Annotated in this window: 14 protein-coding genes; 7 read left to right on the top strand and 7 right to left on the bottom strand. The window is 68.4% G+C overall.

Translation table 11 applies throughout. From position 1 onward, the window contains the following. Positions 1-121 precede the first annotated feature (121 nt). Positions 122-1624 carry an FAD-dependent monooxygenase gene (locus PJ985_RS05425; protein ID WP_271682376.1) on the top strand — a complete coding sequence of 501 codons (1503 nt, stop codon included), beginning with the start codon at positions 122-124 and terminating at the stop codon, positions 1622-1624. 120 nt (positions 1625-1744) lie between these two features. Here PJ985_RS05425 and PJ985_RS05420 read toward each other — a convergent pair whose 3' ends face one another. The 7 genes from PJ985_RS05420 to PJ985_RS05390 form a co-directional block, all read right to left on the bottom strand. Next, a complete protein-coding gene (locus PJ985_RS05420; RefSeq protein WP_271682375.1) occupies positions 1745-2905 on the bottom strand; it encodes an acyl-CoA dehydrogenase family protein in 1161 nt (386 codons plus the stop codon). 195 nt (positions 2906-3100) lie between these two features. Beyond that, positions 3101-4147 carry a zinc-binding dehydrogenase gene (locus PJ985_RS05415; protein ID WP_271682374.1) on the bottom strand — a complete coding sequence of 349 codons (1047 nt, stop codon included), beginning with the start codon at positions 4145-4147 and terminating at the stop codon, positions 3101-3103. A 167-nt stretch (positions 4148-4314) separates the two neighbouring features. Next, entirely contained in the window at positions 4315-5253 is a 939-nt protein-coding gene (locus PJ985_RS05410; protein ID WP_271682373.1) for a ketoacyl-ACP synthase III, read from the bottom strand. Continuing rightward, positions 5250-5498 (bottom strand): phosphopantetheine-binding protein, encoded by a 249-nt coding sequence (locus PJ985_RS05405; protein WP_271682372.1) that lies wholly within the window; start codon positions 5496-5498, stop codon positions 5250-5252. Before PJ985_RS05405 ends, PJ985_RS05410 begins: the two co-directional genes overlap by 4 nt. Beyond that, positions 5495-5800 (bottom strand): lipoyl domain-containing protein, encoded by a 306-nt coding sequence (locus tag PJ985_RS05400; protein WP_271682371.1) that lies wholly within the window; start codon positions 5798-5800, stop codon positions 5495-5497. Before PJ985_RS05400 ends, PJ985_RS05405 begins: the two co-directional genes overlap by 4 nt. Then, positions 5797-6780 carry an alpha-ketoacid dehydrogenase subunit beta gene (locus tag PJ985_RS05395; RefSeq protein ID WP_271682370.1) on the bottom strand — a complete coding sequence of 328 codons (984 nt, stop codon included), beginning with the start codon at positions 6778-6780 and terminating at the stop codon, positions 5797-5799. Before PJ985_RS05395 ends, PJ985_RS05400 begins: the two co-directional genes overlap by 4 nt. Beyond that, the gene (locus tag PJ985_RS05390) at positions 6777-7682 is read right to left on the bottom strand and encodes a thiamine pyrophosphate-dependent dehydrogenase E1 component subunit alpha (protein ID WP_271682369.1); all 906 of its coding nucleotides are present in this window, start codon (positions 7680-7682) and stop codon (positions 6777-6779) included. Before PJ985_RS05390 ends, PJ985_RS05395 begins: the two co-directional genes overlap by 4 nt. Positions 7683-8397: 715 nt before the next feature. On the opposite strand from PJ985_RS05390, the gene PJ985_RS05385 reads away from it, so the two are divergent. From PJ985_RS05385 to PJ985_RS05360, 6 genes are all read left to right on the top strand, one after another. Continuing rightward, positions 8398-8613: an MbtH family protein gene (locus tag PJ985_RS05385; protein ID WP_271682368.1), complete on the top strand. Its 216-nt coding sequence runs from the start codon at positions 8398-8400 to the stop codon at positions 8611-8613. A gap of 35 nt (positions 8614-8648) precedes the next feature. Then, complete coding sequence (locus tag PJ985_RS05380; RefSeq protein ID WP_271682367.1) at positions 8649-9308, top strand: FMN-binding negative transcriptional regulator; 660 nt, start codon at positions 8649-8651, stop codon at positions 9306-9308. Between the two features lie 94 nt (positions 9309-9402). Then, on the top strand, positions 9403-10125 hold the full coding sequence (locus PJ985_RS05375; RefSeq protein WP_271682366.1) for an LmbU family transcriptional regulator: 723 nt from the start codon (positions 9403-9405) through the stop codon (positions 10123-10125). Between the two features lie 75 nt (positions 10126-10200). Continuing rightward, entirely contained in the window at positions 10201-11790 is a 1590-nt protein-coding gene (locus PJ985_RS05370) for an amino acid adenylation domain-containing protein (RefSeq protein ID WP_271682365.1), read from the top strand. Positions 11791-11824: 34 nt separating this feature from the next. Next, positions 11825-12055, top strand: coding sequence for a phosphopantetheine-binding protein (locus tag PJ985_RS05365; RefSeq protein WP_271682364.1), 231 nt, complete (start codon positions 11825-11827; stop codon positions 12053-12055). Between the two features lie 73 nt (positions 12056-12128). Next, positions 12129-13316 carry an NAD(P)/FAD-dependent oxidoreductase gene (locus tag PJ985_RS05360; RefSeq protein WP_271682363.1) on the top strand — a complete coding sequence of 396 codons (1188 nt, stop codon included), beginning with the start codon at positions 12129-12131 and terminating at the stop codon, positions 13314-13316. Positions 13317-13344: the final 28 nt, after the last annotated feature.

The raw sequence follows: 13344 nt of genomic DNA, 5'->3' as shown, positions 1-13344 counted from the left end.
CATCACCCGCCCACCCCGGGCACTGTCTTGACCGGCTGATCCACTTCCGTGAACGTGGAGGTGATCCGGCGAGGTCGGACGCGTAGCGGGACGAGAGGGAATCGGCGTGGGAGACGGCGGCATGGACACGGATGTGGTGATCACGGGCGCTGGGCCGACCGGCTTGATGCTCGCCTGCGAGCTGCGGCTGGCGGGTGTCGATGTCGTGGTGGTCGAGCGGCTCGCGGAGCGGACGGGCGAGTCGCGAGCCGGCGGGATGCACTCCCGCACCCTGGAGGTGCTGGACCAGCGCGGAGTCCTGGACCGTTTCCTCGCGGAGGGCGAACTGCAGCCGGTGGGCCACTTCTCCGGCCTCTACCTGGACTTCGACGAGTACGAGTCCAGGCACCCTTACCCACTGATGATCCTGCAGTCCGCCATCGAGCGGCTGCTGGAGGAGTGGGGCGCCGAGCTCGGGGTGCGGGTGCGCAGGTCGGCAGAGCTGAGCGGGATCCGCCAGGACGAGGCCGGTGTGACGGTCGAGCTGACGACGGGGGAGGCGGCACCTGCGACGCTGCGCGCCAGATACCTCGTGGGCTGCGACGGCGGGCGCAGCACGGTGCGCAAGCTGACGGGCATCGACTTCCCCGGCACTGAGGCGACGATGACCGCGCTGATCGGCGACGTCGAACTTCCCGACCTGCCTGAGGACTACGTCTGGGCGCGGCGCTGTCCGGGCGGCGACTACTCGGCGATCGCCTTCGAGCCGGGCTGGTACCGGGTGATCACCTCCGATTACGATCATGTCGCGGACCGTGACGACCCCGTGACGTTCGAGCAGCTCCGGGACTCGCTGATCAAGCTCGCGGGCACGGACTTCGGTATGCACAGCCCCAGGTGGGTCTCCCGGTTCAACGACGCCGCACGGCAGGCCGTCCAGTACCGGTCGGGCCGGGTGCTGCTCGCGGGCGACGCGGCGCACACCCACTTTCCGGCCGGCGGGCAAGGGCTGAACATGGGGGTGCAGGACGCGGTCAACCTCGGCTGGAAGCTTGCCTCGGTGGTGCGCGGCCAGGCGCCGGTGTGCCTGCTGGACAGCTACCACGCTGAGCGCCACCCGGTCGCCGAGCGCGTTCTGCACAACACCCGGGCGCAGTCCGCGCTGGCCCGCCCCGGTGCTCAGACGGACGCGCTGCGCGACGTGTTCGGCTCGCTCATCGTGTTTGACGACGTCAACCGGCATCTGCGCGGCATGCTCACGGCACTGGACATCCGGTACGCGGTGGACGGTGACCATGTGCTGGCGGGCCGCCGGGTCCCCGACGCCGACCTCAAGACACCTGACGGCGCCACCCGCGTCCACGAGCTGCTGCATGCCGCCCGTCCTGTCCTGCTGGACCTGCGCGGCAGCGCGGAAGTGGCGGTGGCCGCCAAGGGGTGGGCCGATCGCGTCGACCTCGTCGAGGCGCGGAGCGAGGACGATCACTGGCCTGTCCCGGTCCTCGGCGATGTCCCCGCTCCGGCCGCGCTCCTCATCCGCCCCGACGGCCATGTCGCCTGGGCAGCCGACGTCGGCGGCGGGCCGGGCACCTCCGCGCTCCGCACTGCCCTCGCCACCTGGTTCGGCCCGGCCCGGCAGGGGTGACACACCGCCGGAGACAGCCGCTTCACGAGTGCGGAGGCAGGTAAGGGGTCTTCCCGCAGGTATGCACCTTCGGCGCGGAGGGAGGTCCGGCCACTGGGGACGAACCTCCCTGCGCGGTCCTCACCGCCGTTTACGGGCGGACAGCACGTAGCGGGCGTAGAGCATGTCGCGCATGATGTCCTCGCCCCCTTCGATGATCGCGACAAAACGCATGTCGCGTACCAATTTTCCGATCGGGTGGTCCTGTGTGTAACCGAGGCCGCCGAACAGTTCGGAGCCGGCCGATGCCACGTGCCAGCCTGTCTGGCCGCAGAAGAGCTTGGCGGCCAGTGCGGAGCGCAGCGTGCCGACCCGGAGGAGACCGGGTCCGCCATTGGCGGCCGCGGCCAGGTGGCCGTCGAATTCGGCCGCGGCCGCCCGGCACTGGTTGCGCATGACGTCGATCTGCATTTCCATCTGCCCGAGCTTCCCGGCGAACACCGCGTTCTCGGTGAGCGGGGCGCTCCTGATCCTTTTCGCCGCCGCGTAGTCCATCGACAGGTCCCTGATCCGGCGGGAGATGCCCACCGCGCAGGCCGCGATCAGGATGCGGCTTGCGTTCAGGCTCGCCTCGAGTATGCGCAGTCCGCTGCCGCGCAGGCGGTTGGCGGCAGGAACGGCACAATCGTTGAGCCGCACCCGGTACGTGCCGGTGCCCCGGACCCCGAGCAGATCCCAGCGCTTGACGATCTCGACCCCAGGCGTATCGCGGGGGACCGCGATGACGGCGAAGTCCGTGTCGTCGTCGGACGACCGGGCGAGCACCAGCAGCATGTCGGCTGCGTCCGTGTTGGTGGCGAAGTACTTCTCGCCCGTCAGGACCAGCCCGTCGCCTTCCGCACGGAAGGTCGTGGCGGTCCTGACCAGCTCACTGCCGGCCTCTTCCTCGCTGGCGAGCAGGGCGATCCGGCTGCCCTCGGCCGCCAGCGATTCGAGTGCTGGGCGCGCCAGTTCCTCGTCGCCGAAGTGCTGGAGCATGAGGGAGCCCAGGACGGGCAGGAAAGCGCCGAATGCGAAACCCGCGTCACCGTAGGCAAGTTCGGACACCACGTCGACGCTGTCCTGCAAAGACAGGCCCATGCCTCCGTAATGCTGCGGTACCCACCAGTTGGCAAGGCCGGCGGCAACCAGCCGGGACGCCTCAGCGGTGGGTTGTTCCGGCGGGCCGTCGAAGTGATCTTCCTTCCCGATCAGTTCGACCGCGGTGAAATCGCGTACTCGCTTGAGCAGTTCTGCTGACATGGCGGCCCTTCGCAATGGTGGACATCCCGGCCGACGAAGAACGTCGGAACAGTGATGTCTTCCGGAGTGTGACGCTTCAAGGGAGGTGTCCGGTCGGCAGGGCAGACGGGACAGACAGGACAGGCGGGCGTGGGCCGGCCGGCCCCGATGGCCCGCTCGGGCCATCGGGGCGATCCTCTTCCCGGTTCGGGTGAGTCAGAGCGGGTTCACCTGGTACATCGGGAAGTACGACCCGATAAGGCCGTTCGCGTAGTCGTCCGCGAGCTCGGGCACCTGGTCGAAGTCGTAGATCACGTCCGACCCCTTCGGTGCCATCCAGCCCTCGGCCTCCTGGAAGTCCCGGATGCCCGGTGAGTCCTGGAGTCGCCACACATGGGTGTTCACATGGATGTGCCGGCTGATGGACTCAGCCCCCCGCAGATGCGACAGGCGCATGCCCGCCTTCCAGCCGCAGGTGGTGACGACCCCTTGGCGGGCCAGGGCCGTCAGGGTGATGTCGTACAGGGGGGCGCCGATGTTGTCCACGAAGATCGCGACACCGTGGCCGTCGCTGAGTTCGTTGATGAGGCCCAGGAACTCCTTGACCGACGCCCGGCGCCGCTGGTGCCGGTCCCGGTCCGTCCGTTCCTCGCGCGTGGGCAACGAGAGGTCGGGGAACCGGCGGCGGTCCACCGCAGTGATGCCGTTCTCCCGCAGGAAGGCGACGCGCTCGTCCGAGCCCGCCGTCATCGCCACCCGGAACCCGGCCCGCTTGGCCAGCATCAACTCAGCGAAGGCCACGCCGCCGCCCCACCCGAACACCAGGTGGTTCTGCGGGTCGTCCTCGGCGATCTGTGTACGCCAGCACCCGTACGCCTTGTGCCAGTTGTCCCAGGCGGTGAAGTACCGCCCGTACGTGGCCCACTGGGGCAGCGAGTACGCCGTGCCGTCCGGGATGGGCAGAAGCACCTTTACGTCCATCTTCGCCTGCTTGGCGAGCAGGCCGATGGTGTTGGGGGCGTCGTAGGCGTAGGCGAGTTCGGCGTATCCGAAGCGGTCGAGCTTGCCGAACGGCATGAGCAGACACAGGTCACCTTCGCGGACCCGCACGTCCCGGCTCCCCGAGTTGACCTTGAGCACGCGCACCACGCCCATGTTGCCGACGACCACCGTGTCCTCGCCGCGGCTGCTGCACACGTCGATCGGTGAACGGGCGAGCGCGTGGTCGACGTTGGCCTCCCAGGAGCCGAGGATCGGCTCCACAAGCGCCTCACCCTCATCCAGCGGGCCGAAGGTGAACCGATCGCGTTGCAGCGCGCCGCCGCTGCTGTTGTGAGGGCCGGTCAGTGCACCGGAGCGCAGGACCCAGGCTTCTGGCGAGTAGATGACAACCTCCTGTGATCGAGTACGTTCCCGATTTCCCGGCCCGGTCAGGGAGCCGTGACGGTGGGCACTCGGTAGTCGACCGAGACACCGCCCCACGCCTCACCGGCGCCGTAGGCCACGGCGCCGAGCCGTCCCACGGCGGGCAGAGAACCGGCGTCCAGCTCCTCGGCGAACGCCATCGGGATCGAGGCGGACGACGTGTTCCCGGAGTTCTCGATCCGGTTCACGAAAGGCACGCCGAGATGGGTGGAGAAGCTGCGGACCTGCTCCAGGATGCGGCCGTTCGCCTGGTGGCCGACCAGGACGGTCGGCGCGGGGCCGTGGTCGAAGAGGTACTGCGCCGACTCCGACATGCGGCGTACGGCGCGGTCGTACACCTGCGTCCCGTCGAGATGGATGCCGCCCGCGTCGGTCTCCCGCATGAGCGCTTCGCGGGAGCCGTCGCAGCCGGCGATCTGGCGGAAGTCCGCGAACTCCGCGCGCTCCTCGAGCAGGACGGCGGCGGAGCCGTCGGCGAAGATGCACGCCGTCTGCCGGTCCGTGCGGTCCACCAGCCGGGACATGGCCTCGACCGAGCACACCAGGACCGACCGTGCCTGTCCGGCGTCGCAGAGCGAGAGCCCGGTGATCAGCCCGTAGACGAATCCGCAGCAGGCCGCGTTCATGTCGAAGGCCAGCACGGAGGGGCCGAGACCGGCAAGCTGGGCCACCTTCTGCGCGACACCCGGGACGCGCTGCCGCACCGAGGTGCTGACGACGACCAGGGCGCCGATCGAGGAGGGATCGCCCGCCCTCGTCACGATCGGCGCGCAGGCCTCCGCCGCCACCTCCGTCAGCGGTGTCTCGTCCGGTAGCCAGGAGCGGGACGCGATGCCGCTGCGGCGCCGGATCCATTCGTCCGTGAGACCGATCGATGCGAAGTGGTCGTTGTGGATCGTCCGGCCGGGCTTCGCGGTGGCGATGTCGACGATGCCCGCACTCATTCCCCGCTCGCCAGTTTCACGAAATAGGTGCTGAAGTCGTCCAGAAAGGCGAAGCCCGCAGTTTCCTGCAGATCGCCTTTGACCTGGAGTTCGCGCTCCAGTTGTTGGTGCAGCTCGACCAGGTCGAGGGAGTCGAGGTCGAGGTCGGCGACCGGCCGGGTGAGGTCTTCGGGACCCAATGACGCGTCCCGCTCGCGCAGTTTGGCCAGCATGGTGTCCGCGATGCGGCTCTCAATGTCGCTCATGTTCCTTCTCCGTTCAGGTGACTGGACTCTGGGGTCTCGGGGCGTGGGGAGGGCTGGTCGGCCGCCAGCCGGTACAGCACCTGCCCGGACTCGATGATCGTGCCGGTCGACGTGGAGTGGGCGGTGACCTGCCCGCTCCGCTCCGCCACGATCTCCGTGCTGGCCTTGTCGGTCTCCACGACGGCGATGACATCACCCCGCTCGACCCGGTCGCCGACAGCGGCGATCCACTCGACCAGCAGGGCCTCGCCGAGGCCGTGCCCAAAGCTGGGAACGTGCATGTCCAGGGAGGAGTCGCTCACTTCGTCATCACCAGCACCTCGTCCTTGATCTCCTGCACACCGATCAGGTAGTCCTTCTCGAAATCCGCCGGGGGATAGGCCCGGCGGTCGGGCGCCAGCCGGCGGACCGGGCCCCGGAGGGTGTGGAAGCCGCGATCGGCCACTGACGCGGCGATTTCCGCACCGATGCCGAAGTCCTTCGACCCCTCGTGCACGATCAGCAGCCGCCCGGTGCGGGCAACGGACTCCATGACCGTGTCCAGGTCGAGCGGGGCCACCCAGCGCAGGTCCACCACCTCGACGTCCACATCCGGGCTGAGTGCGTGCACCGCTTCCAGGACCTCGTGGGTGACTGCGCCGAATGTCGCGATCGTCAGGTCCGTGCCACGCCTCACGACCCGGGCCGCGGTCGGCGTCCTCGCCGGCTCGGGGACCCGGGCGGGTGTGCTCCGCCGCCAGTACAGGCGGATCGGCTCGTACACCACCACGGGCGAACCGAGCGTCACCGCGTACCGCAGGATCTGGTCGGCGTCCTCGCCCGTGGAGGGACACGCCACCGAGATTCCCGGGACGCGGGCGAAGAGCGCCTCGTTGGACTCGCTGTGGTGCTCGACGCCCCGGACCCCGCCGCCGGTCGGGATCCGCACGACGAGGCTCGGGCTGACCTGTCCGTTCCACCGGTCCCCGATCCGGGCCGCCTGGGTCACCAGCTGATTCACCGCGGGATAGGTGAACCCGTCGAACTGGATCTCACAGACCGGCACGAGCCCGCTCATCGCCATGCCGATGGCCTGGCCGACGATGGTGGACTCGGCAAGGAGCGAGTCGCGCACCCGGTCGTTGCCGAACCGCTCCCTGAGGCCCCGGGTCACCCGGAAGACGCCCCCCAGGCGTCCGATGTCCTCGCCGAGCAGCAGCAGTTTCGGGTCCTGCTCGAGCAGGTCGGCGAGGGTTGTGTTGATCGACTCCGCCAGGCGGACGGACGAAACGGTGCTCCTCACGCGTACTCCTTCATCAACCGCTCGCGCAGCTCACGTACTTCCGCGTCGACAGAGTCGAGCCACGCGGTGTCCACCAGGCCCAGGCCGCTCAGCCGGGCCACGTACGCGGGCACCGGGTCCGCGGCCTTGGCCTCTGCGATGTCCTCGCCGCTGCGGTACTCCTCATGGGCGTCGGAGGTCGAGTGACCGTGGATGCGCCCCACCTGTAGCTCGACGAGGTAGGGCGCCCGCTCCCTTCGGACGTGGGCGGCGGCCGTGGAGCAAGCCGAGAAGACGGTCTCCGGGTCCTGACCCCGCACCCGTGCGGACTCGATCCCGAAACCCCGGGCTCGCTCGGCCAGTGAGGTGCGCATCTGCTCCCCGGCCGGTTTCGAGATGGCCCAGCCGTTGTTCTGGCAGACGAACAGCACGGATGCCGACTCGACGGCTGCGAGGTTCATGGCCTCCGACATGTCGCCCTCGCTGGTGGCGCCGTCGCCCACGTACACGACGGTGAAGTCCTCCCGCCCCTGCAACCGCTGTCCGATCGAGTAGCCGACGCCGTGCAGCGTCTGTGCGGCCAGAACCAGCGTGTAGGGGAAGAACCGCAGCCGGCGCGGGTCCCATCCACAGAACGTGCGGCCGGCCCACTGTGCGACCAGCTCGCCCGGTGTCACACCCCGCAGAAGGGCGACCGCGTGCTCGCGGTAACTGGGAAAGACCGTCGGGGACGGGCCGACGGCGAGCGCGGAGCCCACCTGCGCTGCTTCCTGCCCCTGGCAGGACAGCCAGAGGTCGAGCGCGCCCTGTCTCTGGAGCTGACGGGCCTCCTCATCGACGCCTCTGGCCACCAGCATGTGGCGCAACAGCAACCGTCGCGTGTCGTCGTCTGGATCTGTCGCGTACTCGGATTCTGACTTCAAGACCGATCACCAGTCGTAAGTTCGTCGATGAGCTTTCTGTCGTCGTGTCGCACGAAACACCCCGAGGCCCTGCCGTCGTAGGCAGGACTCACGTCGGCGCCCGGCCGGCCCGATGCGAGCGGTACGGCTTCGGCCCATGCGTCCATCAGAAATTCCTTTGCCCTCGTCGTGACGCAAAGTGCAGTCGCCGCTGCGCGACGGTGTTCGGCTGGGTGGGGCATTTTCCGGTCTTTCTCCACCCGGGAGACCGGGGTCCTGGAGGGCCGGCCGCGCGGGTCCGTGATTGACTGCGCGCTCTCGATCGCCTCGGCGGGGAGGAGGTCGGCTGAACCCGAATTCGAGCAGGCCCGCCCACGGGCCAATGCTCGGCCATCGTGGCACAGGACCCGGGAGGGGTACAGGTATACAGGTGCGGCCGGACGAGCGGGAGCCCGGTGCCCGTCGCCCTTGTGGCAAAGGCGGTCGGTTCCCTAGCGTGGCGTCAGCATTCCAGGGCGACCGAGGACGCCGGGTGTCCTGTCGACAGGACGACGCCGAACGGCGAACTCGTGCCCGGTCCGCGCTCATTGCAATCCCGAGTTGTTGCCCAGAGATGGTCAGGGGTCGACCGGACCCCGGCGAATTGCCATGCTGAGTTGCCCCGCGCTGACCCGGGTTGTTTGGTCCTGGGCTTTCTCATCCCGAGTTACATCGTGACGATTTAAGGACGGTGCCAGTGAGCACGAACCCCTTCGATGACGAGGACGGCCGTTTCTGCGTCGTGGTGAACGGCGAGGAGCAGCACTCCCTGTGGCCGGCTTTCGCCGAGGTGCCCGCAGGCTGGCGGGTGGTTTTCGGCGAGGCACCCAAGGCCGAGTGCCTGGCATATGTCGAGCGGAGCTGGACGGATATGCGCCCGAAGAGCCTGCGGGAGGCCATGGCAACGGACTGAACGCCGGTCGGATTCTCCGGAGGAGTGGAATACGAATGTTCGTACCTGGCATGTACCGTGAGCCCGATACGCAGTGGATCGTCGAATTGATGCGGCGGAACCCGTTGGCTCTGTTCATGACCAACGGCGACGACGCGGAAGGGCCGTACGGCACGCACCTGCCTGTCATCCCGGATCCGCAGCGACCCGTCGACGGGCTCGCGGACCTGACCGGGGCGACGCTGCTCGGCCACATGAACCGGGGCAATCCCCAGTGGTCGGCGCTGGGGCCCGCGATGCCCGCGGTGCTCAGCTTCACCGGCCCGCATGCCTACGTCTCGCCGGAGGTCTACGGGTTCACCCCCGCGGCACCGACCTGGAACTTCACGGCCGTGCAGGTGCGCGGGGTGGTCGACAAGGTGGAGTCCGCCGAGGAGACGCTGTCCGTTGTGCGGTCCACCGTTTCGGTCCTCGAGTCCGATTTCGGATGCGGCTGGGACATGTCCGGGTCGATCGACTACTTCCGCAAGATCCTGCCCGCGGTGGGGGCCTTCCGGTTCACGGTCACCCACGCCAGGGCGATGTTCAAGCTCAGCCAGGAGCAGAGCAGCGAGGTGCGGGACCAGGTATGCAGCCACTTCACCCAGGGGGAATCCGGCAGGCAGCGGGAGACCGCGGAGTACATGAACAGGCTGACGGAAGTGAAGCGGCAGTGATCGCCGCCCCGGGGCCCGGCCGGGCGATCGGCACACGCCCTGGCGAACGCTCCGGTGGGCATACGACGGGTGCGAGGGGCGTCCTGTGAGAACCGTGAGCAGATTCCACGCGGGGTCGGCGGGGACCGGTGGTGAGCCCGTGCAGCGCGATGTGGTGCTGTCCTTCGTCGGGAATCAGGCACAGGTGCAGAAGTCGGGGATGATCTTCCCGCAGAACCTGCCGGAACGGTCCTGGGAGCAGATCGGGGCCAGCCTGCGCGAGCTCACGAAGTCCTCGGCATGGTGGCTCGCCGACTGGTTGATCTTCGGGGAGACCACCTACGGGCTGCGGCGTTACCGCGAGGCGATCGAGAGGACCGGGCTCGACTACCAGACCCTGCGCAACTACGCGTGGGTGGCTCGGCGGTTCGAGCACCGCCGCAGGCGGGACAGCCTCAGCTTCGCCCACCACGCCGAGGTGACCCGCTTGTCACCACCGGAGCAGGACTACTGGCTGCGCAAGGCCGAACAGCAGAAGTGGTCGCGCAACGAACTCCGCAGGACGGTGCGCGCCAGCCTGGCCGAGCAGCGCGCGACGACCGCGGTCTTCCCGGGCACCGGTGACGCGAAGCACGAGGTAGCCGATCCGGCCGGGACGGAGGCCACCGACAAGCGAATGCGGAAAGGCACCACACTCACCATCGAGTTGTCCGCCGGCCAACTCGACCACTACGCGAAAGTGGCCGCCGCGCACGGTCTGCCCGTCGACAAGTGGGTGGCCCAGGTGCTCGACGCCGCCGATGACCGGCGGACCGCCGAGAAGCACACCGCCAAGTGATGCCGGGCAGCCCCGCTTCCCGCAGTCACGTCGGCGGCCCGGCCGACCGGACACCATCTGTATCGGAGTCAGTTGATGATCCTTCAGGGTAAGCAGGTCGCGCTGCCCTCGGCACCCGTCGTCCACAAGCAGTTCGAGGGGCACGTGGCAGCCACCCCCGACGCCGTCGCCGTGTTCTGGGCCGGACAGCGGGTGACGTATGCGGAGCTGGACGGGAAGGCGAACAGGTTCGCGCACTTCCTCGCCCGGCGCGGACATGGCCGGGGTGCGAAGGTCGGCATCTGTCTCGACTACTCGATCGACATGCTCGTCGCCATCCTCGGCACACTGAAGGCAGGCGCGGCCTACGTGCCGCTCGATCCGGCCTACCCCGCGGCGAGGCTCGAACTGCTGTTGGGCCAGATCCCCGGTCTCGCTCTGATCGTGGCCTCCCGGGCGACAGCCGGGCTGGTCGGGCCGGCGGCCGCAGAGGTCATCGATATCGAGCGGCTGCCCGATCAGCCGGCCGGTCTTCCGTCGGCCGCCGGACCCGACGTGCCGGTCACAGGGGACGACGTGTGCTACGCGGTCTTCACGTCCGGGTCGACCGGTACGCCGAAACTGACCGCGGTGCGGCACGAGGGCTGGTTCAACCTGATGAACTGGCTGACGCTCGAGTACGGCCTGCACCGCGGGTCGCACCATCTGGTCGTCAGCGCCTTCGGGTTCGACTTGTCCCAACGCGCTTTGATGACACCGCTGTTCTGCGGCGCCACCCAGTACCTGATGGCGAGCCGGAGCTTCGACGCCATGATGGCCTACCGCATGCTGAACGAGCACGAGGTACGCGTCGTGCACTGTGCATCGAGCACGCTGTACCTGCTGGTGGACTGGGAGACCGCACGGGGCGGTGACGCGCTCACCCGGCTCGACTACCTGCTGTTCGGCGGTGAGCCGCTGAAGGCCGAACGGATCGCGGACTGGGCGCGGCGCGAGGGCAACACATGCACTCTCCTGCACCAGTACGGCGTCGCCGAGTGCACGGATGTCGCGACGTCGTACGACCTCGCCGGGCACCGGCCCGGCGATGAGGACATCGCACCGGTCGGCAGGCCGGCGTACAACACCGGGATCCACCTCCTTGACGAGCAGTTGCGCGGTGTCGGGGCGGGGGAGGAAGGCGAGATCTGCATCTCCGGGGCCGGCGTCGGCGCCGGCTACCTCAACGGCGCAGGCCCTGAATCCGAGAAGTTCACGACAGTCCTGGTCGACGGTGCGCCCCGCAGGCTGTACCGCACGGGAGACCGCGGCTACGTGACCGAGACCGGGGACCTCGTCGTCCTCGGCCGGATCGACGCCCAGGTGAAGGTGCGGGGCATGCGCATCGATCCCACGGACATCGAGCGCGCGCTCGGCAGGCTGGCCGGGGTCCGGGAGGCCGCCGTGGTCGTGACGTACGCCGACTCCGGAGAGGCAGAGCTGACCGCGTTCACCGTCCCTGAGGGGGACGGTCCCGCCGGGGACGACCTGCGCACGCGCCTCTCGGAGACGCTGCCGCGGAACATGGTGCCGGCCAGGTTCCTGAGCATTCCGCGAATTCCATTGAGCCCGCACGGGAAAGTGGACCGCGCGGCGCTGGCCGACGTATGCCGCAGCCAGTTCACCGGCAGTGGCACGGCGGCGTAGCCGAGGGAGCTTGATGACAATCGAGAGGACTGTGATGATCACCGACAGCGTGCAAAGCATCTGGTGCCGGGAACTCCAGCGCGAAGACATAGCGATGGACGATGACTTCTTCGCCCTCGGGGGCCAGTCCGTGATCATGGCCAGGATTCAATCCGCCTATATCGAAGAGTTGGGCGTCGAGGTCCCCATGGATCAGATGTTCCGTAACCCGACGGTGGCGTCGATCTCTGCATACATTGCATCCCTGGATTCGGTGGCCCCATAGCGTCGGACGCGGTTCCCGCAGTGTCCGGCCGTGGTCGCGGAGGATCCAAGAAACCATGAGTAGGAGAGGCGCCATGTACGACGTCATTGTCATAGGTGCCCGTTGTGCGGGTTCGCCGACGGCCATGCTGTTCGCGCGGCAGGGCTATCGCGTCCTGCTCCTGGAGAAAGCGCGGTTCCCGCAGGACACGCTGTCCTCGCACTACATCCACCAGCCGGGCGTGGCACTGCTCCATCAGTGGGGGCTGCTCGACAAACTCCGCGACGCGGGTTGCCGGCCCATCAGCCACCAGAGCTACGAGGCTCTCGGTGTCCGCCTTGACGGCTTCTCCCTGCCGGTCGACGGCCAGCGGACCACGTACGCTCCGAGGCGTTACGTGCTCGACCCGATCCTCGCGGACGGTGCCGTTGCGGCCGGTGTGGAGTTCCGGGATTCCTGCGCCGTCACCGACCTGATGTTCGAGGACGACCGGGTCGTCGGGGTGCGGTACACGACGGCCGGTGGTGCCCAGGCGACGGACCGGGCGCGGCTCGTGGTCGGCGCGGACGGCATGCGGTCCCTGGTGGCCCGCAAGGTCGGCGCGCAGAACGTCATCGAGCACCCGCGGATGACCTGCACCTACTACAGCTACTGGTCCGGGGTTCCCGCGCACTTCGAGCTGTACGAGCGGCCGGGGCGCTGGATCGGTGTCATCCCCACCAACGACGACCTCACGCTGCTCATGGCCTACTTTCCGCAGGACGAGTTCTCCGGCGTCCGCACCGCAGTGGAACCCGGCTACCTCGACGCCTTCCGCACGACGGCGCCCCAGCTGTACGAGCGGATGCAGGCGGGCGAGCGTGTGGAGCAGCTGTACGGCACGGGGCACCAGGAGAATTACTTCCGCAAGGCATTCGGACCCGGCTGGGCACTCGTCGGTGACGCGGTGAACCACAAGGACTCCATCACCGCACGCGGAATCAGCGACGCTTTCATCCAGGCCCGGACCCTCACCGAGCACATCGGAGCGCAATTGCACGACGACGCGGCGCTCGACGCGGCGCTGGAGTGCTACGAGGACGACCTGGAGGAGAACCACTTCAGCTTCTACCAGGCCGCGCTCAACGTGGCCGAGCTCAAACCCGAGGGGCGGACCGATCTCCTGCAGAAATTGGTCGGGAATCAGGAGCTGATCGACCGGTACTTCTCGACGCTCTCGGGTGCGTGCTCCATCGACGACTTCTACAACGCCGAACTCCTGACGCTGCTCGACCAGAGCTGAGTGGCGGCCCGCCCCGTGGTTCTGCCGA

Source organism: Streptomyces sp. ACA25 (assembly GCF_028200735.1).
Taxonomy (GTDB): Bacteria; Actinomycetota; Actinomycetes; order Streptomycetales; family Streptomycetaceae; genus Streptomyces.
Note: the sequence above shows the minus strand (reverse complement) of the source record. Positions and strands in the feature narration are given on the sequence as shown.